This is a genomic window from Janthinobacterium sp. 35, from assembly GCF_002754575.1.
Taxonomy (GTDB): Bacteria; Pseudomonadota; Gammaproteobacteria; order Burkholderiales; family Burkholderiaceae_D; genus Janthinobacterium; species Janthinobacterium tructae.
Map to the genome: position 1 here is coordinate 1,051,878 of NZ_PEFN01000001.1, position 26,161 is coordinate 1,078,038.

Annotated in this window: 21 protein-coding genes; 7 read left to right on the forward strand and 14 right to left on the reverse strand. The window is 62.7% G+C overall.

Features of this window, described 5'->3' with window-relative positions; genetic code table 11:
* Positions 1-4: 4 nt before the first annotated feature.
* The 4 genes from CLU93_RS04750 to lptF are packed head-to-tail and all read right to left on the reverse strand — an operon-like array spanning position 5 to position 3,691.
* Positions 5-976: a Stealth CR1 domain-containing protein gene (locus CLU93_RS04750; protein ID WP_099760187.1), complete on the reverse strand. Its 972-nt coding sequence runs from the start codon at positions 974-976 to the stop codon at positions 5-7.
* Entirely contained in the window at positions 973-1,380 is a 408-nt protein-coding gene (locus tag CLU93_RS04755; RefSeq protein WP_099760188.1) for a sirohydrochlorin chelatase, read from the reverse strand. Before CLU93_RS04755 ends, CLU93_RS04750 begins: the two co-directional genes overlap by 4 nt.
* Positions 1,380-2,549: an LPS export ABC transporter permease LptG gene (gene lptG / locus CLU93_RS04760; protein WP_096234398.1), complete on the reverse strand. Its 1,170-nt coding sequence runs from the start codon at positions 2,547-2,549 to the stop codon at positions 1,380-1,382. Before lptG ends, CLU93_RS04755 begins: the two co-directional genes overlap by 1 nt.
* Entirely contained in the window at positions 2,546-3,691 is a 1,146-nt protein-coding gene (lptF, locus tag CLU93_RS04765) for an LPS export ABC transporter permease LptF (protein WP_099760189.1), read from the reverse strand. The genes lptG and lptF overlap by 4 nt, the downstream gene beginning before the upstream one ends.
* A gap of 67 nt (positions 3,692-3,758) precedes the next feature.
* On the opposite strand from lptF, the gene CLU93_RS04770 reads away from it, so the two are divergent.
* On the forward strand, positions 3,759-5,252 hold the full coding sequence (locus CLU93_RS04770) for a leucyl aminopeptidase (RefSeq protein ID WP_099760190.1): 1,494 nt from the start codon (positions 3,759-3,761) through the stop codon (positions 5,250-5,252).
* Positions 5,253-5,348: 96 nt separating this feature from the next.
* On the opposite strand, the gene CLU93_RS04775 is transcribed toward CLU93_RS04770, so the two are convergent.
* From CLU93_RS04775 to CLU93_RS04790, 4 genes are read right to left on the reverse strand one after another with little or no spacing between them, the layout of a single operon-like run.
* Positions 5,349-5,882 carry a hypothetical protein gene (locus CLU93_RS04775; RefSeq protein WP_257224883.1) on the reverse strand — a complete coding sequence of 178 codons (534 nt, stop codon included), beginning with the start codon at positions 5,880-5,882 and terminating at the stop codon, positions 5,349-5,351.
* Between the two features lie 11 nt (positions 5,883-5,893).
* On the reverse strand, positions 5,894-6,364 hold the full coding sequence (locus tag CLU93_RS04780; protein ID WP_071079295.1) for a CreA family protein: 471 nt from the start codon (positions 6,362-6,364) through the stop codon (positions 5,894-5,896).
* Positions 6,365-6,396: 32 nt separating this feature from the next.
* The gene (locus tag CLU93_RS04785; protein ID WP_034782199.1) at positions 6,397-6,585 is read right to left on the reverse strand and encodes a DUF1653 domain-containing protein; all 189 of its coding nucleotides are present in this window, start codon (positions 6,583-6,585) and stop codon (positions 6,397-6,399) included.
* A gap of 10 nt (positions 6,586-6,595) precedes the next feature.
* Complete coding sequence (locus CLU93_RS04790) at positions 6,596-6,967, reverse strand: hypothetical protein (protein ID WP_099760191.1); 372 nt, start codon at positions 6,965-6,967, stop codon at positions 6,596-6,598.
* Between the two features lie 570 nt (positions 6,968-7,537).
* Between CLU93_RS04790 and xth the strand changes: the two genes are divergently transcribed.
* On the forward strand, positions 7,538-8,302 hold the full coding sequence (xth, locus tag CLU93_RS04795) for an exodeoxyribonuclease III (protein ID WP_099760192.1): 765 nt from the start codon (positions 7,538-7,540) through the stop codon (positions 8,300-8,302).
* Here xth and CLU93_RS04800 read toward each other — a convergent pair.
* A complete protein-coding gene (locus CLU93_RS04800; RefSeq protein WP_099764240.1) occupies positions 8,299-11,958 on the reverse strand; it encodes a sensor domain-containing protein in 3,660 nt (1,219 codons plus the stop codon). The two genes, xth and CLU93_RS04800, sit on opposite strands and share 4 nt — an antisense overlap.
* A 209-nt stretch (positions 11,959-12,167) precedes the next feature.
* Between CLU93_RS04800 and prpR the strand changes: the two genes are divergently transcribed.
* The 4 genes from prpR (at position 12,168) to CLU93_RS04820 (ending at position 16,548) form a co-directional block, all read left to right on the forward strand.
* Positions 12,168-13,793 carry a propionate catabolism operon regulatory protein PrpR gene (gene prpR, locus CLU93_RS04805; RefSeq protein WP_099760193.1) on the forward strand — a complete coding sequence of 542 codons (1,626 nt, stop codon included), beginning with the start codon at positions 12,168-12,170 and terminating at the stop codon, positions 13,791-13,793.
* Positions 13,794-13,897: 104 nt separating this feature from the next.
* Positions 13,898-14,770 carry an alpha/beta fold hydrolase gene (locus tag CLU93_RS04810; RefSeq protein ID WP_099760194.1) on the forward strand — a complete coding sequence of 291 codons (873 nt, stop codon included), beginning with the start codon at positions 13,898-13,900 and terminating at the stop codon, positions 14,768-14,770.
* A 3-nt stretch (positions 14,771-14,773) separates the two neighbouring features.
* Complete coding sequence (locus CLU93_RS04815) at positions 14,774-15,832, forward strand: sensor histidine kinase (RefSeq protein WP_257224884.1); 1,059 nt, start codon at positions 14,774-14,776, stop codon at positions 15,830-15,832.
* Positions 15,829-16,548: a LytR/AlgR family response regulator transcription factor gene (locus CLU93_RS04820; protein ID WP_099760195.1), complete on the forward strand. Its 720-nt coding sequence runs from the start codon at positions 15,829-15,831 to the stop codon at positions 16,546-16,548. The genes CLU93_RS04815 and CLU93_RS04820 overlap by 4 nt, the downstream gene beginning before the upstream one ends.
* 5 nt (positions 16,549-16,553) lie before the next feature.
* Here CLU93_RS04820 and CLU93_RS04825 read toward each other — a convergent pair whose 3' ends face one another.
* From CLU93_RS04825 to clpS, 4 genes are all read right to left on the reverse strand, one after another.
* A complete protein-coding gene (locus tag CLU93_RS04825) occupies positions 16,554-19,907 on the reverse strand; it encodes a S41 family peptidase (protein ID WP_257224885.1) in 3,354 nt (1,117 codons plus the stop codon).
* Positions 19,908-20,282: 375 nt separating this feature from the next.
* Complete coding sequence (locus CLU93_RS04830) at positions 20,283-21,308, reverse strand: IS110 family transposase (RefSeq protein ID WP_099760057.1); 1,026 nt, start codon at positions 21,306-21,308, stop codon at positions 20,283-20,285.
* A 129-nt stretch (positions 21,309-21,437) separates the two neighbouring features.
* Entirely contained in the window at positions 21,438-23,738 is a 2,301-nt protein-coding gene (gene clpA / locus CLU93_RS04835; RefSeq protein ID WP_099760197.1) for an ATP-dependent Clp protease ATP-binding subunit ClpA, read from the reverse strand.
* The gene (gene clpS, locus CLU93_RS04840; RefSeq protein ID WP_096234388.1) at positions 23,735-24,037 is read right to left on the reverse strand and encodes an ATP-dependent Clp protease adapter ClpS; all 303 of its coding nucleotides are present in this window, start codon (positions 24,035-24,037) and stop codon (positions 23,735-23,737) included. The genes clpA and clpS overlap by 4 nt, the downstream gene beginning before the upstream one ends.
* A 321-nt stretch (positions 24,038-24,358) precedes the next feature.
* Between clpS and cspE the strand changes: the two genes are divergently transcribed.
* Entirely contained in the window at positions 24,359-24,562 is a 204-nt protein-coding gene (gene cspE / locus CLU93_RS04845) for a transcription antiterminator/RNA stability regulator CspE (RefSeq protein ID WP_010395943.1), read from the forward strand.
* A 92-nt stretch (positions 24,563-24,654) separates the two neighbouring features.
* Here the strand turns inward: cspE and icd are convergent, their stop codons facing one another.
* Entirely contained in the window at positions 24,655-25,908 is a 1,254-nt protein-coding gene (icd, locus tag CLU93_RS04850) for an NADP-dependent isocitrate dehydrogenase (protein WP_099760198.1), read from the reverse strand.
* Between the last annotated feature and the right edge of the window lie 253 nt (positions 25,909-26,161).

Consider the following 26,161-nt stretch of genomic DNA (forward strand, 5'->3'; position numbering starts at 1 on the left):
GTCTTCAAGTTTCAAAGGAAGATGGCAGCGGCAGCAGCCGCTGCAAGGACGCGGCCACGCGCTGCAGGCGCGGATCGTCATCCTCGGCCTCGTCGCAGGTATCGTTGATGCAGAAAAACGGCAAACGGCCGAAACGTGCCGCCAACGCCTCGAGCTGCTGCGGCGCATCCACATCGCCGCTGGCAATATGCAGCGGGTCGAGCATGCGCGAGCGCGCCAGTCCCTGATGCACCATCCAGCGCGGCACCAGGTCGGGCAGCAGTGCCGGCACCTGCCAGGAACGGAACACCGTCGCGCGCACGCCGGCAAACATGGCCGGCGCCAGCCCTTCCAGTGCATGCAGCGCGCTTTTCAGCATGGGCCGCGGCGCATGCGCATACAGGTGCGGTTCATGCCGGTAATCGGCGTACTGCGCCGACAGCCATTGCCGCGAGAGGGTGGCGCAATTCACGGGCGCCGCCACGTCGGCGCGCAAGCCCTGCAAATCGGGCTGCAGCGCACTCTCCGTAAACACACTCAGATGCCCCCCCCCTTCCTCACCGAACCAGAACGCGGGCTCGAACGGCGCGCCAAAAAATACGTCGTCGTTCAGGTACAGGAAGCGTTCGGACAAGCCGGGAATATGGTGCAGGTATGATTCGATATGGCCGGAGTCGAACACGGGCAGGGAGGCACCGGGCATCAGGCTGGCATGGTCGATTACCGTCAGGCGTGGTGAGACGCGCAGCCAGTGGGGCACTTGCCGGTCCGTCAGCAGGTAGATGTGGCCGTGGCCGGGGAAGAAGCGCTCGAGCGCGCGCAGGTTGTAGCGCAGTTCGCCGTTGTCGCGGTAGCGCCCCGCCACGTTGCCGTGCAGGGCCAGCTGGCCGGGATACGCCTGCGCCCAGGCGGCATAGGCGTGCTGCCGGCGCGTGCGCCATGCGGGATCGGCGCCGTCAACCCACAGGTAGACGATGTCGATGTCGATGCCGCTCAAGGGAGAATGCTGGAGCCTGGCGCCGCCACGCAGTAATCGGCGATGGCAGCGAGCACGCTGGCGTTCTCACCTACCGCCTCGACCACCTTCAGGCGCAATGCCGGATGCTGCTGGCGCAGTTCTTCCAGCAACAGCGGCAAGTCGCGCAGCACATGCCCGCCCTGCCCCAGGAACACGGGCACCACGGTGACGTCCAGGATGGCGCCGGCGGGCAGCTCGGCCAGCAGGGTCGCCACCAGTTCGGGCAGGCGCGGCGTCATCAGTTCCAGGAAGGCCAGGTGCACGCTGGTGCCGGGCATGCGCGCCTGGCTCAGATCACGCAGGCGCTCGAAGGGCGCGGCCCACGATGCGGCGCGCGCGCCATGGGCAAACAAGATCAGTGCCTGTTGCACGTTCGTCTCCATTAGTGTCTTTCCACCCACCACAAGGCGCCCAGCGCCAGCAGCAGATACAGGGTGCTCGGCGCCACCGCCGTCAGGAAGGCCGGCCAGGTGCTGAGCAGTCCAAGATGCGAAAACAGGGTGTTGACCAGCATGAAGCTCACGCCGATCATGATGCCGATGAAGATCTTCAGGCTGATACCGCCGCTGCGCGTGTGCATGTAGGCGAACGGCAGCGCCAGCGCCATCAGCACGAAGATGGCCAGCGGATCGATCAGCTTTTTCCAGAAGGCGATGCGGAAACGCTCGGTTTCCTGCTTGTTCTCGGCCAGGTGGCGCGTGTACACGGCCAGTTCGCTGGCCGACATGCGCTCGGGGTCGGAAGCCGACACCGTCAGGATCTTCGGCGTCACTTCCGACGTCATGTCCTTGCTGGCGCTCTGTACCGTGCGCACCAGGCTCGTTTCCTGCCCAAAGTAGTTCGCCAGCTTCGGTTCGAAGCCGGGCGAGGTCGCCGCGCTGTTCGAGAACGAGGTTTCCGTCACATCGGTCAGGCGCCAGATATTATTGCCCTGATACGTCGCCCCCTTGGCCACGGTCAGGGTGCGCAAACGCATATCGGTATCAAATTCATACAGCTTGACGTTTTTCAGCTGGCCGTCCGGACGCGCTTCGCCCACATTGAAAAAGCGCGAACCGGTGACGGTGCCCGTCAGGCCGTCGCTCTTGACCATGTCCTTGGTCCACAGGCCCGAGCGAAACTCGCTCGACACGGCCGCGCCGCGCGACGTCAGCTTGAGGCGTTCGGCCAGCGGCTCGGTACGCGGCGTGATCAGCTCACCAAAGATGAAGGTGATGACGACGAAGACGATACCGATGCGGAACAGGAAACCGGCCGCCATCGCCGTCGACATGCTCGAGGCGCGCATGATGGTAAATTCGGAGCTGGCCGCAAACTGCGCCATCGTGTAGATCGTGCCGATCAGTGCCGCGATCGGCATCACCTCGTACACATGCCCCGGCACCAGTACCAGCACATACAGGAAGGCATACTGGATGGTGTAGCCGTTGCGGCCCACCTTGGGCAGCTCGCCCGTCAGGTCGATGAAGGCTTGCAGTGCCAGGAAGGCCAGCAGCACGAACAGCACCGCCTGGAATATCGAGACCGCAAAATAGCGCTGTAAAATCTTCATTTCGATACCGCTTTACTTGGTTTGCCGGCGCGGCGCGCGCGCTTGAAGGACGCCAGCAGGACCAGCGGATGATAGCGGTGATTCACATTCAGGCGCCATGCAAACAGCGCCACCACGGCCAGTGCCGCCAGCAGGTGCAGCGGCCACCAGGCCAGGCCGAATGTCAGGCGCCCCTGTTTCACGCTCGCTTCGACGACCTTGATAAGATTGCTGTACGTAAAGAAAATCAGCAGGGCCACAATCAGGTTGGCCGAACTGCCGGCGCGCGGATTGACAAAGCCCAGCGGAATGGCCAGCAGGATCAGCATCAGGCCGATCATGGGCGCACTGACGCGCCACAGCAATTCGGCCATGGTGTAGGGATTCGGATCGGCGATGAGCGCCATGGTGCTCATCGCGCGCACGCCCAGTTCCGCGCCCAGTTCCTGCTGCTTGCTCTCGATGCGCATGATGTACTGCTCGAATTCCATGGTCTGGAAGTCCGCCTGCGTCGGCACGCCCTGGTAGCGGCGGCCGCTCTTGAGCACCAGGAAGCGTTGGCCCTTGGCGTCGGTATTGATCACGCCTTCCTTGGCGACGACGACGACGGCGCTGCCTTTCTCATCGACGGTATTGACGAAGACGTTCTGCACCACGTTCTTCTCGCCACTGACACCCTCGACGAAGAAGATACGGTTGCTGCCGGCTGATTCGCGGAACTGGCCCGGCGTGACTTTCTGCAGGTCTTCGCGCTTTTCAAAGCGCGCCACATATTCATCGCTTTTCTTTTGCGCCCACGGCGTGGCGTACAGGCTCAGGATGCCGGTGGCCAGCACCAGCGGCAGGCCGAAGCTGAGCACGGGCCAGATCCAGCGCGACAGGCTCAGGCCGGAGGCAAACCACACCACCATCTCCGACTCCTTGTAGCTGCGCGTGACGACCATCAGCACCGAAATGAAACCGGTCAGGATGATGATGGTGGGCAGCTGCATCAGAGCGGAAAAAACCATCAGCGACATGACGTCGGCCGACGCAATCTTGCCGCCCGCCGCCTTGCCGAGAATACCGATCAGCATCCAGGTGAGCAGGATGCTGAATAAAACAGTGAAGGTGGCCCCGGCGGCACTAGCCAATTCACGTCGAAGGGCGCGTTGAAAGATCATTCGGAGTTTATAATTCGGGTCAGTTAGTTGAGTAACACGTTACTAGTAAATGAAAACGGAGAACCAAATGGACTTTAGCATAAAAGCATTCGATACCAAGAGCACCCTCGGCACGGCCAAAAGCGGATGCATCGCGGTTGCGGTATTCGAAAACAAAAAACTGTCGCCAGCGGCAAAATCGCTGGACAGCAAGGGTGCGATTTCGGCTGCGCTGAAGTCCGGCGACATCAGCGGCAAGCCAGGCAGCACCTTGCTGCTGCGCGCAGTCGATGGCGTCGCCGCCGAACGTGTTCTGCTGGTAGGCATGGGCAGCGATGAAACTGTCAGCGAAAAAAGCTTCGCTACCGGTGTACAAGCGGCCCTCAAGGCTTTCGGCTCGCTGGGCGCTGCGGACGCCATTATCGCATTACCGCTGACGGAAGTGAAAGAGCGCGACGTAAATTGGGCAATCCGTTGCGTGGTGCAAGCCGCCCACGACAGCGAATACCGCTGCGACTCGCAAAAAAGCAAAAAAGATCCGGCACCAGCAGGCGTGCGCAAGATCGCCCTGGCAGCGCCGGCAACGGCAGCCACGCGCGGCGCGCTGGCGCAAGCCATCGCCATTGCCAACGGTTCCGACCTGACGCGCAAGCTGGGCGACCTGCCTGCCAACGTCGCCAACCCGACCTACCTGGCCAACACGGCCAAGCAACTGGCCAAGGATTACAAGTTTGAAGTCGAAGTGCTGGACCGCAAACAGCTCGAAGCGCTGAAAATGGGCAGCTTCCTGTCCGTCACCAACGGCAGCGAACAACCGCCAAAATTCATCGTCCTGAAACACATGGGCGGCAAGGCCAAGGATGCACCAGTGGTTCTGGTCGGCAAGGGCATCACCTTCGACACGGGCGGCATTTCGATCAAGGCCGGTCCTGGCATGGATGAAATGAAGTACGACATGTGCGGCGCCGCCTCGGTACTGGGCACCTTCCGCGCCATTGGCGAAATGAACCTGAAGCTGAACGTCATCGGCGTCATCGCCGCGTGCGAAAACATGCCATCGGGCCGCGCCACCAAGCCGGGCGACATCGTCACCTCGATGAACGGACTGACCATCGAAGTGCTCAATACCGACGCCGAAGGCCGTCTGGTGCTGTGCGACGCGCTGACCTACGCCGAACGCTTCAAGCCGGCAGCCGTGGTCGACATCGCCACCCTGACGGGCGCTTGCGTCGTCGCCCTGGGCCACCACAACAGCGGCCTGTTTACGCGCAGCGATGTGGCGCATGACCTGCTGGCCAATGAACTGCTGGCAGCGGGCAAACAGTCGAGCGACACGGCATGGCGCATGCCGATCGAAGAAGCCTACAACGAGCAGCTGAAGTCGAACTTCGCCGACCTGGCCAACATCGGTACACCAGGCGGCGGCTCGGTGACGGCAGCGGCGTTCCTGGAAAACTTCACCAAGAAGTACACCTGGGCGCATCTGGACATCGCCGGCACGGCATGGAAATCGGGCGGCGCAAAAGGCGCGACCGGCCGTCCAGTGCCCCTGCTGACGACGTTCCTGATCAATCGGGTCTAAGTTGACGCCTTGCCGGTAGCGCCCTGCGCTACCGGCGTCGCGAAACAGCCGCCACGGTCACTGACCATGGCGGTTTTTTCATGCGTGGCGTATTAATCAGTAGACGACGGGATTGGGCAAAGGCGATGGCGCCACCTTCGGCTGCACCACCGCTTCCGGCACGGCGGCCGCTGGCGGCGGCGCGGAAACCGGCGCGGGCGGCGGCGCCAGGCGCGCGGGGTCTTGCATGACGATGGTCAAAATCGATGGATAATCGAAGCCGGCGCCGGTGTTGCGGTCAACGAAATAGCCGACGCCCAAGGTCAGGATGACATTACCCCAGACGCTGGCATTGAGCTTGGGGTCGATGTGGTCGTCCGTGGCGATGGCGGGTGAACCGTGCTTGCGGCAATCGACCTTCAACGGCTCCTGGCTCTTGCGGATGGTAATGCGCCCCGGCGTGGTGACGAACCACTTGCCCACGTCGTTGCTGAGGATACAGCCGGCGCCATTGAGCTCGCGGTTGTCCTGGATGGTTTGCACCAGCACCATCTGCTCGGTATTGCCGGTCAACGTGGCGCAGCCGCCCAGCGCCAACAGCAGCGTCCCGGCGGCACAGGCGGCAAGGGGGGCAGACAGCGGCGCACGCATGGGTAGCTCGCTTAACGGACGGGAATCGGCTGGTCGCCGGGCACGGCGACGGCGGTGACGCTGTTTTTCGGGCTGCCCTCGATCAGGCGGTCGGAATACACGAGGTAGACCAGCGCATTGCGCTTGCTGTCGACCATGCGCACCACGCGCACATGCTTGAAGAAGATCGAGGCACGCTCGGTAAACACTTCTTCCTGGCGCGGCAGCTTGCCCTTGAATTGCAGCGGCCCCACCTGGCGGCAGGCGACGGCAGCATCGGCCTTGTCCTCGGCCAGGCCGACGGCGCCCTTGATGCCACCGGTCTTGGCGCGCGACAGATAGCAGCTGACGCCAGCGACACGGGGATCGTCGTAGGCCTCGACGACGATCTTGTGGTCAGGACCGATCAGTTTGAACACCGTGTCGACCGAGCCGATGGTTTCGGCATGCGCCGCGGTGCAGGCAAAGCCCAGCACCAAAGCGGCAGGCAGCAATTTACGCATGAAATAATCCCGGGCACGCACGCAGGCGGCCATCAGTTGATGGGAGCGAAACGCTGGACCATGACGCCTTCGACTTCGATCAGTTGAAAGAACACGTCTTTCGGCCGGGTCCAGATGGAACCGTCCGCGGCGCGATACACGATCATCGGCGTCAGATCCGCTTCCAGCGTGGCTTCGCACACCAGTTCATAAATGCCGCCCTTGTAGTGTCGATAACGCATCGCCGTCCCCTCAAGCCGTTGAATCTTCGCTCTTGTCGTCGGCCAGTGCCTTCTGCTTCATCTTCAGGCCCTGGATCACTTTCAGTATGCCTTCCATGCCGGCAGCGCCATCGGCGCCGCTGAAGGCGTCAAGCACTTCATTGAGCACCTTGTTGCGCACGATCGCCTCATCGGAGGACATTTCCAGCGCGCGCTGGGCTTTCGCCGCCTTTTCGGCCGCGCTCACGCGCGGCTTGGCCGCCGTCTTGCCATGCGTCAGAGCTGCCTGCCAGATAACCCAGCGGCGCTGGGTCTCGAAAATCAGGTACTCATCCGGTTTGTCTTCTCTTCGCCGCACAATGTGGCCGTCACGCTGCGCCCACGCTTCAAATGCAGTTCGCATTTTCTTCCTTTGCAAATGCTACGCGCAAGTCTCACTATTAAAACTGCAACATTTCAAAATAGTACCATCTATTGATGTTGCAAAACAGTCTCATAGATATAGTACTGCAATTTATATAACAAGTCTGGCGGCGCCAAGGACGGAACTGACGCTCCGCCCCGGCACAGTGGTCATGTAATCGGAATAGCAATTACAACTAATTACAACTGCTTCCTGTTCGGTTCTCAACTTGGCTGTAACAAAGCCGTGTGACACAGTTGTTACATTGTGCCATTTTAGTAGTTTTTATCGCGTTTCAGCGAGAAACTTTACACCTTTGTCGCGTTAAACGGCGAGACGCAGCCTGCCACGCCAGCCATTTATGCCAAATCAAACACAGGGGTTGATCAATCATACACAAAAACATAATATTCATGCGCCACGATTGGCTAAATATAAATACTTTATGAACACTCTTTTTCCCTGTGGGAAAATAAGGTGCTTGCGCGACAAGCGCCGGGCAGCACGCCGGCGACACGCATGCGGTAAGATTCGCGCTTATCGATACCTATTCAAGCAAGGATTTTTCCCATGAAACTCGCCACCTGGAACGTCAACTCACTCAAAGTGCGCCTGCCGCAAGTGCTGCAGTGGCTGACAGACAACCCGGTCGACATACTCTGCTTGCAAGAGACCAAGCTCACGGATGACAAGTTCCCCGTCACCGAGATCGAGGCGGCCGGTTACCAGGTGGTCTTCAGCGGCCAGAAAACCTACAACGGCGTGGCCATCCTGTCGAAGCTGCCGATCACCGACGTGGTGAAGAACAATCCCCGCTATGAAGATGCGCAGCAGCGCATCCTGGCCGCGACGATCGGTGGCGTGCGCGTCATCTGCGCCTACGTGCCGAACGGCCAGAGCATCGAATCGGACAAATACGAGTACAAGCTGGGCTGGCTGTCCGCCCTGCACGACTGGCTGGCCGAAGAAGCGCTGCAGCACCCGCAGCTGGCCGTCGTGGGCGACTACAATATCGCCCCCGACGACCGCGACGTGCACGACCCTGTCGCCTGGGCCGGCCAGGTGCTGGTCTCGGACAAGGAACGCGCCGCCCTGCAGCGCCTGTTCGACATCGGCCTGACGGACGCCTTCCGTCTGTTCGAGCAGGCGGAAAAATCGTTCAGCTGGTGGGACTACCGCCAGCTGGGCTTCCGCCTGAACAAGGGCTTGCGCATCGACCATATCCTGCTCTCGCCCGCCCTGGCTGGCCGCTGCACGGCGTGCGTGATCGACCGCGTGCCCCGTAAATGGGAACAGCCGTCGGACCACGCGCCGGTTGTGGCCACCATCGATTAAACGCTGCGTCTCTCTAGCAGCACCTGCGCATTAACCGCCGGCACGGGCGCGGAGAACAGATAGCCCTGCGCATAGCGGCAGCCGTTCGCCTGCAGCAGGGCGAACTGTTCTTCCGTCTCCACGCCCTCGGCCACGGTCGACAATTGCAGGCTGTCGGCCAGCGCGATGATGGCCGCCACGATGGCGCGGTCTTCCGCGCTGTGTTCCAGGTCCTTGATGAAGGCACGGTCGATCTTGACCTTTTTCACGGGGAAGCGCTTCAGGTAGGCCAGGCTGGAATAGCCGGTGCCGAAATCGTCGATCGACAGGCGCAGGCCCATGCCATTAATCTGCCGCAAAATCTCCAGCGTATGCTCGCCGTGCTGCATCAGCGCCGTCTCGGTGATCTCGAATTCCAGCAGCGCCGGATCGATGCCCGTTTCCCGCACCACGTCGCCGATGGCCGCCACCAGGCCCTTGTGCATGAACTGGCGCGGCGACAAATTCACCGCCAGGGGCACGGGCTGCAAGCCCTGGCGCTGCCAGGCCATGCTTTGCTCGCACGCCTGGCGCATGACCCATTCGCCCACCGGCACGATCAAGCCGTTTTCCTCCATGATGGGAATGAAGCGGTCAGGCAGCACCAGGCCGTGGCCAGGGCGGCGCCAGCGTAGCAGCACTTCCATGCCATGCAGGCGGCGCGTGGCGATATCGATGATGGGCTGGTAAAACAGTTCGAACTGCTGCAGCGCCAGCGCCGTGCGCAAGCTGCTTTCCAGGTCGAAGTGCAGGGCCGCCGCCTGGTTCATCGTCTGCGTGAAGAACTGGTAGTTATTGCGGCCATTGCCCTTGGCGTGGTACATGGCCGCATCGGCATGGCGCATCAGGGCGTCGACATCGCCGCCATCGTCCGGATACACGCAGATGCCGATGGACGGCGTCACGTGCAGCACGTGGCCGTCGAGCGGAAAGGCGGGCGTCAGCGCCTCGATGACCTTCTCGGCCACGCGCGCCGCCTCGTCGGTGTCGCGGATGCCCGGCACCAGGACGACGAATTCATCGCCGCCCAGGCGCGCCACCGTGTCGCTGGCGCGCACCGCGCGGCACAGCCGAGCAGCCACTTCCTTGAGCAGCACGTCGCCCGTCATGTGGCCCAGCGAATCGTTGATGGTCTTGAAACGGTCCAGGTCGATGAACATCACGGCCAGCTTGCGCCCGGAGCGCTGCGAGGCCAGCATGGCCCGCTCCAGGCGGTCCGACAGCAGTGCGCGGTTCGGCAAGCCCGTCAGGTTGTCGTGATAGGCCATGTGGTGCACGCGCGCCTCGGCCTGGCGCCGTTCGGCGATCTCGCCCTGCAGCAGCAGATTGGCGCCGGCCAGTTCGGCCGTGCGTTCGTGCACGCGCAGCTCCAGTTCGTCGCGCGCGCGGCGCACCGCCTCGGCCGCCTCGCGGCGCGCCGTCACGTCGTCGACCAGCCACACGGAACGGCCATGCGCATGCGCCAGGTCGAACGGCCGGCCGGACAGGCGCGCCCAGAAGCGGCTGCCATCCTTGCGCACCAGCTGGTATTCCGACATGTGCACACGCCCCGCCGCGAAGTCGCGCGCCGTCTCGCCGCGTGCCGTCTTCCACGCGGCCACGTCCGGATACAGGGCCTGCACCGACAGGCCGTTGATCTCGCCGGGTCCATAGCCGAACAGCTCTTCCATCTTGCTGTTGGCGCGCAAATTGTAGCCGCCCTCCACCACCGAGATGCCCAGCACGGCGCTGTCGAGGATGGCCTGGTTTTCCAGCAGCGCATTGCGCAAGGATTCTTCGGCGCGCTTCGCTTCCGTACGGTCCTCGATGATCCAGATGGTGCCGGCAGCGGGATCGTCCGGATTGACGACATAGGCGATCAGCTGCGCCCACAAGGTCGTGCCGTCGCGGCGCATCATTTCCACTTCCGTCTGGAACGGCTTGGCCACCGACAGGAAAGGGAAGGCCGCCGCGCCGAGCAACTCGTAGGACTGCTGCGACACGTACAGCGCGCGCCCGGGCAGGCCCAGCGCCTCGTCGCCGCTGTAGCCGAACATCGCGGCAAAGCCCAGGTTGTAGCGCGTGATCTGGCGGTTCTTGGTATACAGGATGCTCACCGAGGCATTCGTCATGATGGCCGCCACTTCCATCTGCGCCTGGCGGCTGTCCGTGACGTCTTCGAGTATCCAGATGGTGCCCTGCTCGCTATGCGCCTGGTCGACGGCCTTGGCGCGGATGCGGCACCAGAACAGGCTGCCATCGCGGCGGCGGAACAGCACCTCATCCTGCTCGTACGGCAAGCCCTGCCCCAGCAGGGGCGTGGCTTGCACTCCAAACGCTGCGTAGGCGGCGGGCGAGGGAAACAGCTCGGCGGCGGGCAGGCCCGTCATCTCCTCCTGCGCGTAGCCGAACATTTCGGCGAAGCGGGGATTGCAGCGCAAGACCAGGCGCGAACGCGAAAACAGGATGCCGACGGACGCATTGTCGAGGATGGCCTGCTGCTCCAGCATCAGCTGGCGCGTGGCCTCCTCGGCCGCTTTCTGCGCGCTGCGGTCGTCGAACAGCCAGATCGTGTCGCGCAAGCCGCGGTCGGTCTGGCTCTCCGGGTTCAGCACGTAGCCATACGCCAGCGCCCAGAATGTGGAACCGTCGCGGCGGCGCATCTCCATCTCGCCCTGGAACGGCTGGCCGCGCCGCAGCAGGGGCGACGCTTGCCGCACCACGTTCTCGTAGGCCGCGCGCGACGGGTACAGGTCGGCGACGGCCAGGCCCACGCCGCTGTCGCCATCAAAGCCGAAGCATTCGGCGAAGCGGCGGTTGTAGCGCAGCACGCCCTTGTCGCGCTGAAAACCGATGGCCAGCGGCGCGTTGTCCATCACGGCCTGCATTTCCAGCATGGCGCGGCGCAGCTGGTCTTCATCGCGCCGGTGGTCGCTGATATCTTCGATGATCCAGACCGTGCCGTCATGCGTATTCAAGGGATCGACGGCGCGCCCGTGCAGCCGGCTCCAGAACAGCGTGCCATCCTGGCGCCGCAATTCCAGTTCGGTGCGGTATGGCTTGCCCTTGGAAAGCAGCGGCGCCGCTTCCAGCCCCAGGATGCGGCAATGCTCGGCGGAGCGGTACAGCACCGCGCCCGGCATACCGGTCAACTGGTGGCGCGCATAGCCGAGCATCTCGGCGGCGCGAATATTGCACTCCTCGATGAAGCCGCCCCTGGAAAACACGATACCGACGGCCGCGCTTTCCAGGATGGCCTGCTGTTCCAGCAAGGTCTTGCGCAAGGCGTGCTGGTCGCGCTGCTGCACGCTGATGTCGGCAAATACCAGGGTCGCGCCCGGCAAGCCATCGCCCACCGGCAGCGGCTTGGCCCATACCTGCACGGCGATGGCCGCATCGATTCCCTCCAGGCTGCTGTCCCAGTGCCGTTCGCGCCCGGCCGCCCCCAGCGCGCCACGCAGCATGCTGCTGCTCGACGCGCGGTAAGCATCCGTGAAACAGTCGGCCAGCAGGCGGCCCGACACATCCCTGCCCAGCAGGGCGCTCAAGGCGCCATTCACCGCGACCACCATGCCGCAGGCATCGCAGGCGCAGGCGGGCAAGGCGATCAGCTGCAAGGCATCGGCGATGAAATCGGGACTGGTCGGTACGCGGTTCATGGACACCATGGGTCGGTTGTTAGCGGTCGGAATGCACCTGACCAATATATTCGTCAGGCATCATAGTGCTGTTAGATCATAAACCAGTTTCCCGGGGTTTTTTCATATTCCTTATTGGCAATACCTGAAACACCACAGACCACTTGCAACACGCCCGTTGCACCGGCGTTGCATGGCAAGAAAATGAAACAAATCGTTTAGAATAAAGCATGCGCCGCCCTCCCCAACCTCCGCTCGACCACCGCGACAAACCCGTCATCTGGACCGTCTCCGTCTCGCGGTTGTTCGACCTGTTCCGCGACATCACGCTCGAATACGACGACCTGGCGACGATTGAACCGATCAACCTGGGCTTCGACGACGCCGTGCGCCACATCCGCGAACGCATGGCCACGGAGCGCTGCGACGCCGTCATCGCGGCCGGCTCGAACGGCGCCTACCTGAAAGGCCGGCTGTCGGTACCCGTCATCATCGCCAAGGCCAGCGGCTACGACGTGATGCAGGCGCTGGCGCGCGCGCGGCGCATCTCGCCGGACATCGGCGTCGTCACCTACCAGGACCCGATGCCGGAACTGGCCGAATTTGCCGCCACCTTCGGCTTCCAGATTGCCCAGCGCACCTACGCCACCGAGGAAGACGCGCGCGCGCAGATCAATGAACTGAAGGCGGCGGGCGTCAAAGCCGTCGTCGGCGCGGGCCTCGTCACCGACCTGGCCGAGGAGGCAGGGCTGGCCGCCGTCTTCGTGTATTCGGCCACGGCCATCCGGCGCGCCTTCGACGACGCGCTGGAACTGGCCCGCCTGACCCAGATCGAATCGAACCGGGGACGGCGCGCGGTGGTGGCCGACACCCTGCGGGCGCGCCACGGCCTGCACGATTTGCGCGGCGACTCGGAAGCGATGGAAGCGCTGCGCCAGTCGGTGGTGCTGTATGCCCGCTCGCCGGCGACGGTGCTGATCCAGGGCGAGACGGGCAGTGGCAAGGAGCTGGTGGCGCAGGCGATCCACCGCGAAAGCCCGCGCAGCCTGGGCGCGAACCGGCCCTTCATCGCCATCAATTGCGGCGCCATCGCCGAATCCTTGCTGGAATCGGAGCTGTTCGGCCACGAGGATGGGGCCTTTACGGGGGCGCGCCGGGGCGGCCACGCGGGCCTGTTCGAGGCGGCCAACCACGGCACCCTGTTCCTCGATGAAATCGGCGAAATGCCGCTGGCCCTGCAAACGCGCTTGCTGCGTGTGCTGGAAGAACGCGAAGTGGTGCGCGTGGGCGGCACGCGGCCCATCGCCATCAATGTGCGCATCATCAGCGCCACCCACTGCGACCTGGAGCAGCGCATCCGCGAAGGACGCTTCCGCGCCGACCTGTTCTACCGCCTGGCCGTACTGCGCCTGCATTTGCCGGCCTTGCGCGAACGCGCCAGCGATATTCCCGGCCTGACCGAATGGTCGCTGAAAAACGCGCTGGCCGCGCTGGGCGCGCGGCCGCACCCCAACCTGCACGCGGAAATCCAGGCCTGCGCGCCGCTGCTGCGCCGCTACGACTGGCCCGGCAACGTGCGCGAACTGCGCAACCTGGCCGAACGCCTGGCCCTGTTCCTGGCCGCCGAACCGCTGCAGGCGCTGACGCCCGCCTTCGTGCTGTGTGTGGCGCCAGAACTGGCGCAAGGCGCCAGCCCGGCCACGGCTTTGCCGGCGCCGGCTGCCGCCGCACCGCCGCACCCGGAAGACGAAAGCGCCAGCGCCGTACTGGCGCGCTTCGGCGGGCGCCGCGACGCGGCTGCCCATTACCTCGGCATCAGCCGCACCACCCTGTGGCGCCGCCTGCGCGCCGGCTGAGGAGGGGAACAGGGCCGCTCATCCCTGCCTGCCGCCGCTCATCCTGCGGCGCTGGCGGCGGGCCGCCTGGCTCGCTAGCATCGTCGTCAAGGAGGAAACACCCCATGAAAAAAACGATATCCGCATTGACCTTGCTTGCCAGCGCACTGCTGACAGGCGCCGCACACGCGGCCACGCCAACGGCGTTCACGGTCGACGTCACCGGACAAGGCCGCCCGTTGATCCTGATTCCCGGCCTGGCGTCCTCGGGCGAAGTCTGGCAAGGCACGGTGGCGCGCCTGTGCGGACCGAAAACAGGACGCGCCTGCCATGTGCTGACCCTGGCCGGCTTTGCCGGCGTGGCGCCCATCGAAGGCGACCTGCTGGCACAGGCGGAGCAGCAACTGGCCGACTACATCAGCACCCAAAAACTGGGCCGGCCAGCCATCATCGGGCATAGCCTGGGCGGCTTCCTGGCGTTGAAAATGGCCATCGACCATCCGACCCAGACGGGCAAGCTGCTGATCGTCGACTCGCTGCCGGCGCTGGGCGCGGTGCAAATGCCCTCCATAACGCCGGAACAGCTGCAAGCCATGTCGAGCCAGATGCAATCGGCCATGCGCGCGCAGGATGCGGCCAGCTCCAGCGCCAGCCAGCGCCGCACCGTCGCCGGCATGGCCAGCGCGCCGGCCGACGTGGAGCGCATCATCGGCTGGGGCCAGCGCTCGGACCGCGAAACGGTCATCCGCGCCATGGGCACGCTGATGACCAGCGACCTGCGCCAGGAGGTGGCGCGCATCACCTCGCCCACGCTGGTGCTGGGCACCTGGATCGCCTACAAGGAGTATGCGCCGCGCGCCGCCATCGAAGCGACCTTCCAGCAGCAGTATGCACAGCTGCCAGGCGTCAAAATCGCGCTGGCCGACACGGCGCGCCATTTCATCATGTACGACCAGCCGGACTGGATGCATGCGCGCATCGAACAGTTCCTGGAGTAGGCAGTGAACGCACCCTTGCACCGGCCGCCGCTGCTGACCAGGATCAACTGGTACTGGACCTTCCAGCTGGCCTGCTGGGGCGCACTCGCCCTGTTCAACAGCGTGTATGGCGGCTCCTCGCAGCTGCGCATCGTCGTGACGATTGCCTGCTGGGGCTCCTTGGGCGGGCTGTTGCTGTCGCACCTGTGGCGTGGCGTCCTGCGCCGGCGCGGCTGGGCGGCGAACGGCTTGCGCTGGAAACGCATCTTGCCCTCGCTGGCCTTGCTGGCCGCCATCCAGACGGCCAGCGTGACGGCCGCCTTCCACGTCATGTATCCGCCCGACGTCCTGCGCGGCCTGGCATGGCTGCCCGGCGCGCTGCTGTTCTGGTTCGGCGTCTTCCTGACCTGGACGGTGTTTTACTTCACCGCGCTGTCGCTGCGCCGCGCCGCCCACCTGGAAGCGGAAACCCTGCGCCTGCAGTTGCATGGGCGGGAAGCGGAACTGCGCGCGCTGCAGGCGCAAGTCAATCCGCATTTTTTCTTCAACAGCCTCAATAGCGTGCGCGCCCTGATCTTCGAAGACCGCGAGGCGGCCGCGCACATGATCGACCAGCTGGCCAACCTGATGCGCCACGCGCTGCAATCCAGCCAGCACGCCACGGTGCCGCTGTCGACTGAACTGGACGCCGTGCGCGCCTACCTGGCGATCGAGCAGTGCCGCTTCGAGGATCGCCTGCGCGTCAGCTTCGCGATCGAGATAAGCGCGCCCGAGCTGGAACACGTGCGCGTGCCGCCCATGGCCCTGCAAACGCTGGTGGAAAACGCCGTCAAATATGGCGTCGAAACAAGCGCCGACGGCGGCGACATCCGCATCACGGCGCAGCGCGGCGCTGGCATCGATGCGCTGCAGATCGAGGTGGCCAACACGGGCGAGCTGCGCAGCGCGTCCGGCTCCACCGGCATCGGCTTGCGCAATGCGCGCCAGCGTTTGCAGCTGGCTTGCGGCGAGCACGCCAGCCTGGAACTGCGCCAGCAGGCGGGCTGGGTATATGCCACCATCCATTTGCCGGGGAAAATATGAACGGCCAGCCGCTCAAGGTACTGCTGGTCGACGATGAGCGCCTGGCGCGCGCCGAGCTGCGCCGCCTGCTGGCGCCGCATGTGCAGCGCGGCGCCGTGGAGATCGTCGGCGAGGCGGCCAGCGCGGCCGACGCCATCGCGCAGATCGGCAAGCTGCGCCCGGACCTGCTGCTGCTCGACGTGCAGATGCCGGGCGGCTCCGGCTTCGACCTGCTGGCGGCGCTCGATGATGCGCCCGACGTCATCTTTTGCACGGCCTTCGACCAGTACGCGCTGCAGGCGTTTGAAGTGAGCGCCCTCGACTACCTGCAAAAACCCGTGCAGGCGGCACGCCTGGCCACGGCCCTGGCGCGTGCCGGCGCGCGGGCGCACGCCATGCCGCCGCCCGCGCCGCGCAAGGTCTTCATCAAGGATGGGGAACGCTGCTGGTTTGTCGCGTTTGACGATATCCGCCTGCTCGAATCGGAAGGCAACTACACGCGCGTGCATTTCGGCGCACAGCATCCGCTGATGCTGCGCACCCTGAACCAGCTGGAAGCAAAGCTCGACCCCACCCTGTTCTTGCGCGCCAACCGGCGCCAGATCGTCAACCTGGCGCAGGTGGCGCAACTCACGGCAAATGCGGCCGATGGCCTCGACCTGCACCTGCTGGACGGCAGCGTGGTGGAAGTATCACGCCGCCGCGCGCAACAGTTCAAGGCCGCCTGCGGCCTGTAACGCGACTACTTCAGCGCGGGGATAGGCTGCGCCTGGAAGGCGGGGCGCGGCTGCTCCTTGAGCTTTTTCGCCAGCATGTCGAGCGCCACTTCCAGCTGGCGGTCGGCGCCGACGAAGGTGGCGTGCGGCGGATTTTCCACCTCGACGTCCGGCACCACGCCCACGCCTTCGATCAGCCACTGGCCATCGATGCCGAACTGGCCGTTTTCCGCCACGCGCGCCATGCCATTGTCGGCCAGGCGCGTATTGTCGCTGAGCCAGACGCCGGCGCCGGCCGTGCGCTTGCCTACCAGCGGCGCCAGTTTCAATGCCTTGATGCCCGCGGCGAAGGTCTCACCATCGGAGTACGTGAGCTCATCGACCAGCACCACCAGGTGGCCGCGGAAAGTGTTCTGCATGTTCGACGATGGCTGCACGCCCGGCGGCGCCCAGTAGGCCCAGGCCTTGCGCAGCAGTTTTTCGATGATCCAGCTGTCGATATTGCCGCCGTTATTGCGCCGCACATCGATGATCAGGCCTTCGCGGTTGATGTTGGCGTAAAAGTCGCGCGCGAACGAGGCGATGTCGTTCGCGCCCATGGCGCGCAGATGCAGGTAGCCGATGCGCCCCTGCGAGGCGGCCGCCACCTGCTCGGCGCGGCTCAATTCCCAGTCGCCATAGCGCAGCGCCGTCTGTTTCGCCATGTTGACGGGCGTGACGATGACGGCGCGCGGCGCACCTTTACCTCGTTGGACCTGCAGCAGCACCTGCTTGTCGGCCTGGTTCAGCAACAGGTCGCTGATATCGCGCGCGGCCAGCACGTCCTTGCCATTAACGGCCGTGATCACGTCGCCCGCCTTCACATCCACTTCGGGGCGCGACAGCGGTGCGCGCACCGAGGGCAATTCCGCTTCGCTGCGGTAGACATGCTCGACCAGGTAGCCCTCGCTGGTGCGCGCCAGCACGGCGCCCAGGCCGGCCGGCGTGCCTTCCTGCTCCGTGCGGCGCAATTCGCCGGGACGGATCTGCGAATGCAGGGCGCCCACTTCGGCCACCATCATGCCGAGTAAATCATTGAGTTCGGCGCGGTCCGTGACCCGCTCGACCAGCGGCGCATATTTGTCGCGCGCCGCCTTCCAGTTCACGCCGCGCATCTTCGCGTCGTACAGGAAATCGCGGTGCAAGCGCCAGGCGTCGTTGAACATCTGCTTCCATTCCAGGCGCGGATTCGACACAAACGTCCAGTCGTCGACTTTTACTTTCGCCTTCGACAGGTCGGCTGGCAGCTTGGCGCCCGCCTCGATCACCAGCATCTCGCCCGGCCCAGTAGCCGCTGTCCGGTAGTACAAATGCTTTTTATCCTGCGCCAGGTCGAATTCGCGCACATTCGCCACCAGCAGTTCCGGTTTGGAGCCGGTATTGCCGATGGCGAGCGTTTTCAGGCTGAACTTGTTCTCGCCGCTGTCGCGCTCAAGGAAATACAGGCGCTTGTCATCCATGGCCAGCGCACCGTAATTGCCCGCCGCCAGCGGCACTTCATACAGGCGCTCGGCCAGTCCCTTGAAGACGACGTCCGGCAGCGCCGCCGGCGCTTTCTTCACGCTCGTCTTGCCGCCGGCCTTCTCCAGGGCCTTTTCCGCCGCCAGTTCGGCCGCCTTTTCATCGTCCGTCTCGGCCGGTTTCACTCCCGGACGGCTCAGCTCATCATCGGGCTGGAACGGGAAACGGTTGCCCGGCTGCAGCGCCAGCGCATACACGCCGATGCGCTTGTCGAACACGGGCCCCATGTTGCGGTCGCCCCACGGCGACCCGTTGGCCAGCTGAAAATTGCGCGCCGACATGAAGTACAACCAGCGCCCATCGGGCGAAAACACGGGCGAACCGGACGTGTAGCGGTCGCTGGTGACGAATTGCAGCTGCTTCGAGGCGAGGTTGTACAAGCCGATCTGCTCGCGCTGCTCGTTGCTGGCCACACGCACGATGGCCAGGTTGCGGCTGTCGGGCGACCATTGCACTTCGTCATGCTTGTCCACGCCCGCCTTGCCCGCGTCGTCGATCAATTGATTGCCCTTGGTGGCCAGGTCCAGCAGCCAGAAACGGCCCTTCTTGTCCGTATGCGCCAGCCAGCGCCCGTCGGGCGACGGATACAGTTTCCAGCGGTGATTGTCGCCCTGCGTCGTCAACTGCTCGCCCTTGCCCGAACCATCGGCGGCGTACTTCCAGATTTCGTTCTCGCCGCTCGTATCGACGATGGCGAACACGGATTTTTCGTCGCTGGAAAAGACGGCGTCGCGCGCCCGCGCCCCTTCGGGAATGGCGATATCGACGCGGCGCAAGCTGCCCGTGCCGGCGATGCTGACGCGGCCCCTTGCCGTGAGGATGATGCGCTCATCCTTGCCCGACAGCTGCACATTGGAGAGGGTATCGAGCGGCGAGCGGATCTGGCGCGCGCGCTGCTGGTCGAAGTCGGACACGAGGCTGATGGCCAGCGCCTGCGACTCGCTGGCGCCGGGGGCGTTCAGGTCCAGCACGTGCAAATCGGCACCCAGCTGGTAGACCACCTTGCCGTCGCCCAGCGCGGCGTTGCGTACGTCCCACTGCGTGTGGCTGGTCAAGGCGCGGCGATCGGAGCCGTCGGGCAGCATGCTCCACAGGTTGTCGCTGCCGCCCGCGTCGCTAATGTACACCACGCGGCCCTGCCACCACATGGGGCGCTTGTTGTTGCCCGCCAATACAGCAGGGTCCGTGTGCATGCGCACGGCCTCGCCCTTGCCGCCCAGGTCATAGCGCCACAGCGTGGCATGCGCACCGCCCCGGTAGTTGCGCACATTGTCGTTGGTCACAGCCAGGCCGAAACGCGTGAAAAACAGCGTCTTGCCCGCATCGTCGAGCACGGCGTCGTTGGCGTCAGCCACGGGAAACACGCGGCGCGTCTGTTTCACGGGGTCGATGGCGGCGACGATGCGGCGCGAAGCGGGGCCGTCCGTATTTTGCGTGCTGACCAGCACTTCGCCCTGCGCCGTCCAGCCCAGCACCAGCACGCCGCCATTATCAAAGGAAATGCGGCGCGGCAAGCCGCCCGCCAGCGGCATCACATACGCTTCCTGCGCCCCTTCGTAGGCGGCGGAAAAAGCCAGCCACAGGCCGTCGCGCGAAATCGCCGCGTTCGTTTCATAGCCGGGATGCGTGGTCAGGCGCTGCGCCGCGCCGCCACGCACGCTGCTTTTCCACAAGTCGCCTTCGGCCGTGAAGACGACGGTGTCGCCGCGTACGGCGGGAAAACGGAAATAGCTGCCGGCAGGCGCGGTGGCGGCGGCCGCAGCGTCAGCCAGCAGGCCGGCGGAAAACAACAGGAAGGCGAGAGTGCGGGAAATTTTCATGTGGGCATCCAGATAGCGGTCAGGTGGCATGGACATCATGTCGATACCGGACAGCAATTCTGGCATAAGCGCGACCAAAGAAAACCTTCTTTATTGCCCACAAAAGCGTAAAAAAAATCTATGGTCACCCTCCTTTTTGCAAGCTGATTTTGTATGATGTGAGTAGGCTTGCTTAAATCTATCCGGCGTCTGGTTGGAGATGGATCTCCGCGCCACGATGAGAGTCGCGCCTGTCGGTCCTGAAAACCCGCTCGGCTTTCACAGCCGATTTTTTAGCCAGAGTATCCGGCAGGCCGGTGTGCCGTTCACGTCATCCAATATCAGCAGTCGCAAAACCAGGTAGGTGTGCTGTCAAACGGTGAGTCTGGGAGGCCCTCATGTTGTCATGGGGGCCTCTTTTATTTCAAATTCGGTATGGTGGGCCGCGATGGCCCATGCCATGCGCGCCAGTTTGTTGGCCAGGGCGCACGCCACCACATTCGAGTGGCGACGCGTGAGCATAGAGCGGACCCATTGTGCCAGCTGTCCGCGTTGGCGCTCCAGTCGCTGCATGTAGGCCCGCGCGCACTGCACCAGCAGGCGCCGCAGATTCTTGTCGCCGCGCTTGCTGATGCCCAGCAACTTGTTTTTACCGCCGGTACTGTACTGGCGTGGCACCAGCCCGACGGCGGCGGCGAAGTCACGCCCGCAGCGGTAGTGCTTGCCGTCACCGACTTCGGCGGCCAGCACGCTGGCGGTGATCGGTCCGATACCCGGTACCGTCATGAGCCGCTGGCCCAGATCATCTTCAGTGACTTGCCGGGTCAGATCCTTCTCGATCTCGGCGATCTGCTGGTCGAGGTACTTGAAATGGGCATGCAGTCGCTCCAGCACTTGTACCAGCCGTGCTGGCAGGCGCTGTTCTGCCAGCACGGAAGGCAAGCGCTTGATCGCCGCGTGGCCGACGGGCAAGCTGATACCGAACTCCAGCAGAAAGCCGTGGATTTGGTTGCTCGCCTTGACACGCTCGCGTACCAGCGATTCGCGCACGCGGTGCAGCGCCGAAAGCGTCTGTTGGGCCTCGTTCTTGGGCGTGACAAAACGCATGGCAGGACGGCTGGCCGCCTCACAAATGGCTTCTGCATCGATGAAGTCGTTCTTATTGCTCTTGACGAAGGGGCGCACGAACTGCGGCGAGATCAGCTTGGCCTCATGGCCAAAGCTGGCCAGTTGCCGGGCGATGCAGTGCGCTCCGGCACAGGCCTCCATGACGATGGTACAGGGATGAAAAGTGGCGAGAAACGCGATCAGTTGTGGGCGGCTGAACTTCTTGCGCAGCAGTGTTTTACCTTGACGATCCTGTCCGTGGACATGAAAGCTGTGTTTGCCGAGATCGATGCCGATGAGCATGACGTTTTCCATGATGGCCTCCTTCAGAAATGAAAACACCCTATAAGTTTAGTAACTTATAGGGTGGAGGGTGACCATCTCATTACCCGCGCCACTTGCGTGGGGCGGGTTTCTTGCGCACTGCGTCGCAGCGTAAAGCGATTACTCCACTTCCACCGTCTCCGGTGCCGCCGTCGGTGCCGCGTCTGGCGGTTCCGGGAATTCCAGCAAGACCTGGTCCTTGTCGTCAAGGTCGACGGTGACCCGTCCGCCGCTGACCAGGCGGCCGAACAGCAGCTCGTCGGCCAGGGCCTTGCGGATCAGATCCTGGATCAGGCGCGCCATCGGCCGTGCGCCCATCAGCGGATCGAAGCCTTTCTTGCCGAGGAAAGCACGCAGCTTCTCGGTAAACACGGCTTCGACCTTTTTCTCGTGCAACTGCTCTTCCAGCTGCATCAGGAACTTGTCGACCACGCGCAGGATGATGTCCTGATCCAGCGCGCGGAAGCTGATGGTCGCGTCGATGCGGTTACGGAATTCCGGCGTGAACATGCGCTTGATGTCGGCCATCTCGTCGCCTGCCTGCTTGGAGTTGGTGAAACCGATCGAGGCTTTCTGCAAGCTTTCCGCGCCGGCATTGGTGGTCATGATGATGATCACGTTGCGGAAATCGGCTTTGCGGCCATTGTTATCCGTCAAGGTGCCATGGTCCATCACTTGCAGCAGGATATTGAAAATGTCCGGATGGGCTTTTTCAATTTCATCGAGCAGCAAGACCGAATGCGGCTTCTTGGTGATCGCTTCCGTCAGCAAGCCACCCTGGTCGAAACCAACATAGCCTGGTGGCGCGCCGATCAGGCGGCTGACGGCATGGCGTTCCATGTATTCCGACATGTCGAAACGGATCAGCTCGATGCCGAGGATGAAGGCCAGTTGCTTGGCCACCTCGGTTTTTCCGACACCGGTAGGACCGGAGAACAGGAAGGAGCCGATCGGCTTGTCCGTCTTGCCCAGGCCGGCACGCGCCATCTTGATGGCCGAGGCCAGCGCGTCGATGGCGGGATCTTGCCCGAAAACAACGTTGCGCAAGTCGCGGTCGATCGTCTGCAGCTTGCTGCGGTCGTCCTGGTTGACCGTTTGCGGCGGAATGCGCGCGATCTTGGCGATGATGTCCTCGATCTCGGCCTTGCCGATGGTTTTCTTTTGCTTCGACTTCGGCAGGATGCGCTGCGCTGCGCCCGCTTCATCGATGACGTCGATCGCCTTGTCGGGCAGATGGCGGTCGTTGATGAAGCGCGCCGCCAGTTCGGCCGCCGTCGACAGGGCCGAGGCCGAGTATTTCACGCCGTGATGTTCTTCGAAGCGCGACTTGAGGCCGCGCAGAATCTGGATGGTTTGCTCGACGGTCGGCTCGTTGACGTCCACTTTCTGGAAACGGCGGGAGAGCGCATGGTCTTTCTCGAACACGCCGCGGAATTCCGTGTACGTGGTCGCGCCGATGCATTTCAATTGACCATTTGCCAGTGCCGGTTTCAGCAAGTTGGAAGCGTCCAGGGTGCCGCCCGAAGCCGAACCCGCACCGATGATGGTGTGGATTTCGTCGATGAACAGGATGCCGTTCGGATTGTCCTTCAATTGCTTGAGCACGGCTTTCAGGCGCTGTTCGAAGTCACCGCGGTATTTGGTACCGGCCAGCAAGGCGCCCATGTCCAGCGAATACACGACGGCATTTTGCAGGATTTCCGGCACATCGCTTTGCGTGATGCGATAGGCCAGGCCTTCGGCGATGGCCGTCTTGCCCACGCCCGCCTCGCCCACCAGCAGCGGATTGTTCTTGCGGCGGCGGCACAGGATCTGGATCACGCGGTCGACTTCTTCCTCGCGGCCGATCAGCGGGTCGATCTTGCCTTCGGCAGCGGCCTTGTTCAGGTTTTGCGTGAACTGGTCGAGCGGGCTTTCCTTTGGCTGGCCTTCGACCGGCGCGTCTTCCACGCCTTCGGAGGCTTTCGCGCTTTCCGTCGACTGGTCCTTGCGCACGCCGTGCGAAATGAAATTGACCACATCGAGGCGCGTCACGCCCTGCTGGTGCAGGTAGTAGACCGCATGCGAATCCTTTTCGCCGAAGATGGCCACCAGCACATTGGCGCCCGTGACTTCCTTCTTGCCATTCGAGGCGGACTGGACGTGCATGATGGCGCGCTGGATCACGCGCTGGAAACCAAGCGTCGGCTGGGTGTCGACTTCGCCCGTGCCAGGCACGGTCGGCGTGTTATCGCTGATGAAATTGGTGAGGGTCTTGCGCAGGTCCTCAATATTGACCGCGCAGGCACGCAACACCTCGGCAGCAGAGGGATTGTCCAGCAATGCCAGCAGTAAATGCTCAACCGTGATGAATTCATGCCGTGCCTGCCGAGCTTCGACAAACGCCATGTGCAAACTTACTTCTAATTCCTGCGCAATCATACTTCCTCCATCACGCACTGCAGGGGGTGCCCCGCCTTGCGCGCATGCGTTAAAACGAACTCCACTTTGGTACACGCTATATCTTTAGAGAACACGCCGCACACTCCTTTGCCGTAGCGATGAACACTGAGCATGATTTGCGTCGCCGTTTCACGGTCCTTGTTGAAATACTCCTCAATGATGGCCACCACAAACTCCATCGGGGTGTAGTCGTCATTGAGCAAGGCCACCTGGTAGAGCGGTGGCGGCTTCAGCACTTGCCGCTCCAGCAGGGTTTCTGTGTCGTGCTTGGTTGCCATACGCTTATTCTAATGCTTTCACAGTGGTTGTCATGCGCAATATCTACGCCTTTCCAATTGTTTTCAATCTTACGCGTTTTCTTAATAGTGCGCAGATGGCGACCTTGCTGTCAAAATCAAGAGTTGCTTTTTTGGTTGCCGTGAAGAATTTGGCAATCTCGATGGAAAAGCGCTTGACTTCATTATTTATTCCGCCAACAATGCTGTATCGACTGTTGCAGTAATGTACAGCTTGATAAGAAGTGAGACGTCGAGGAGGGGGCAAGAAGCTTCTTGCTTTTATGGCTCGTGTGATTTGTTTTAATTTTGAAAGTTCTTTTTATGGCAACAGGTACAGTTAAGTGGTTCAATGATTCCAAAGGTTTTGGCTTCATCACTCCAGATGACGGCGGCGAAGATTTGTTTGCTCATTTCTCCGCAATCAACATGAACGGTTTCAAGACCCTCAAAGAAGGTCAAAAAGTTCAATTCGAAGTCACGCAAGGCCCTAAAGGCAAGCAAGCTTCCAACATCCAAGCAGCCTAAGCATCGCCGGCCCTCAGATGTGAAAAACCCCGTTTTCGAACGGGGTTTTTTTTCGTCCGCAGGGTGCGCTGCACCCTGCCCTGCCCCGCGTGTTACATGTGCTCGATCATCACATCGCCGAAACCGGAGCACGACACTTGCGTCGCGCCTTCCATCAGGCGGGCGAAATCGTAGGTGACGCGCTTCGAGGCGATCGATTTTTGCATCGAAGAAATAATCAGGTCGGCCGCTTCCAGCCAGCCCATGTGGCGCAGCATCATTTCCGCCGACAGGATCAGGGAACCGGGGTTCACATAATCCTTGCCTGCATACTTGGGCGCCGTACCATGCGTCGCTTCAAACATGGCCACGGAGTCGGACAGATTGGCGCCCGGCGCGATGCCGATGCCGCCCACTTGCGCCGCCAGCGCGTCGGAAATGTAATCGCCGTTCAAATTCAAGGTGGCGATGACGCTGTATTCGGCCGGACGCAGCAGGATTTGTTGCAGGAACGCGTCAGCAATGGAATCCTTGACGATGATGTCGCGGCCCGTCTTCGGATTCTTGAACTTGCACCATGGACCGCCATCGATCAGCTCGGCGCCGAATTCCGTTTGCGCCAGCGCATACGCCCAGTCGCGGAAGCCGCCTTCCGTGTACTTCATGATGTTACCTTTGTGCACGATCGTCACGGATGGCTTGTCATTGTCGATCGCGTACTGGATGGCCTTGCGCACCAGGCGCTGCGTGCCTTCGATGGAGACGGGCTTGATGCCCAGGCCGGACGTGGCCGGGAAGCGGATCTTCGTCACGCCCATTTCATTGATCAGGAAATCCATCAATTTCTTGGCTTCGGGCGAGCCTTGCTGGTACTCGATGCCGGCGTAGATGTCTTCCGAGTTTTCGCGGAAAATCACCATATCCGTCTTTTCCGGCTCTTTCACGGGCGATGGCACGCCCGTGAAGTAGCGCACGGGGCGCAGGCAGACATACAGATCGAGCTGCTGGCGCAGGGCCACGTTCAGCGAGCGGATGCCGCCGCCGACGGGCGTGGTCAGGGGGCCCTTGATGGAGACGACGTAATCTTTCAGTACGGCCAGGGTTTCTTCCGGTAGCCACACATCGGGACCGTACACATTCGTCGATTTTTCGCCCGCGTAGATTTCCATCCAGCTGATCTTGCGCGCGCCGCCATAGGCCTTGGCCACGGCAGCGTCGATCACCTTGATCATGACCGGGCTGATATCGATGCCCGTGCCATCGCCTTCAATGAAGGGAACGATGGGATTATCTGGTACATTCAGCGAAAAATCGGCGTTGACGGTGATTTTTTGGCCGTCAGCAGGTACAGTGATATGTTGATACATCGTGATCTCCGAAGTGGGACACACCGCTGGCGGGCAACACTGGCCGGCGACGCGCTCTGCGGTTGCAGAGTTTACAAAAACAAGTCCGAACATGGTGGCAACAACGCACTTTAGCAGGGAAAGAACAGCCGGGCCATCTGCGGCGCCAAAGAACCTCGTTGCCATACCGCTTATGTCTTCTATAAGACATAAGACTGTGTTTCACATTATGCACCACTATCTTACAGGGCGCCACGCTTTTGCGGCGCCGACC

Coding starts and splice junctions, on each gene's coding strand:
- CLU93_RS04755 (WP_099760188.1), bottom strand. CDS start 1,380: ATGGAGACGAACGTGCAACAGGCACTGATCTTGTTTGCCCATGGCGCG.
- lptG (WP_096234398.1), bottom strand. CDS start 2,549: ATGAAGATTTTACAGCGCTATTTTGCGGTCTCGATATTCCAGGCGGTG.
- lptF (WP_099760189.1), bottom strand. CDS start 3,691: ATGATCTTTCAACGCGCCCTTCGACGTGAATTGGCTAGTGCCGCCGGG.
- CLU93_RS04770 (WP_099760190.1), top strand. CDS start 3,759: ATGGACTTTAGCATAAAAGCATTCGATACCAAGAGCACCCTCGGCACG.
- CLU93_RS04775 (WP_257224883.1), bottom strand. CDS start 5,882: ATGCGTGCGCCGCTGTCTGCCCCCCTTGCCGCCTGTGCCGCCGGGACG.
- CLU93_RS04780 (WP_071079295.1), bottom strand. CDS start 6,364: ATGCGTAAATTGCTGCCTGCCGCTTTGGTGCTGGGCTTTGCCTGCACC.
- CLU93_RS04785 (WP_034782199.1), bottom strand. CDS start 6,585: ATGCGTTATCGACACTACAAGGGCGGCATTTATGAACTGGTGTGCGAA.
- CLU93_RS04790 (WP_099760191.1), bottom strand. CDS start 6,967: ATGCGAACTGCATTTGAAGCGTGGGCGCAGCGTGACGGCCACATTGTG.
- xth (WP_099760192.1), top strand. CDS start 7,538: ATGAAACTCGCCACCTGGAACGTCAACTCACTCAAAGTGCGCCTGCCG.
- CLU93_RS04800 (WP_099764240.1), bottom strand. CDS start 11,958: ATGAACCGCGTACCGACCAGTCCCGATTTCATCGCCGATGCCTTGCAG.
- prpR (WP_099760193.1), top strand. CDS start 12,168: ATGCGCCGCCCTCCCCAACCTCCGCTCGACCACCGCGACAAACCCGTC.
- CLU93_RS04810 (WP_099760194.1), top strand. CDS start 13,898: ATGAAAAAAACGATATCCGCATTGACCTTGCTTGCCAGCGCACTGCTG.
- CLU93_RS04820 (WP_099760195.1), top strand. CDS start 15,829: ATGAACGGCCAGCCGCTCAAGGTACTGCTGGTCGACGATGAGCGCCTG.
- CLU93_RS04825 (WP_257224885.1), bottom strand. CDS start 19,907: ATGAAAATTTCCCGCACTCTCGCCTTCCTGTTGTTTTCCGCCGGCCTG.
- CLU93_RS04830 (WP_099760057.1), bottom strand. CDS start 21,308: ATGGAAAACGTCATGCTCATCGGCATCGATCTCGGCAAACACAGCTTT.
- clpA (WP_099760197.1), bottom strand. CDS start 23,738: ATGATTGCGCAGGAATTAGAAGTAAGTTTGCACATGGCGTTTGTCGAA.
- clpS (WP_096234388.1), bottom strand. CDS start 24,037: ATGGCAACCAAGCACGACACAGAAACCCTGCTGGAGCGGCAAGTGCTG.
- cspE (WP_010395943.1), top strand. CDS start 24,359: ATGGCAACAGGTACAGTTAAGTGGTTCAATGATTCCAAAGGTTTTGGC.
- icd (WP_099760198.1), bottom strand. CDS start 25,908: ATGTATCAACATATCACTGTACCTGCTGACGGCCAAAAAATCACCGTC.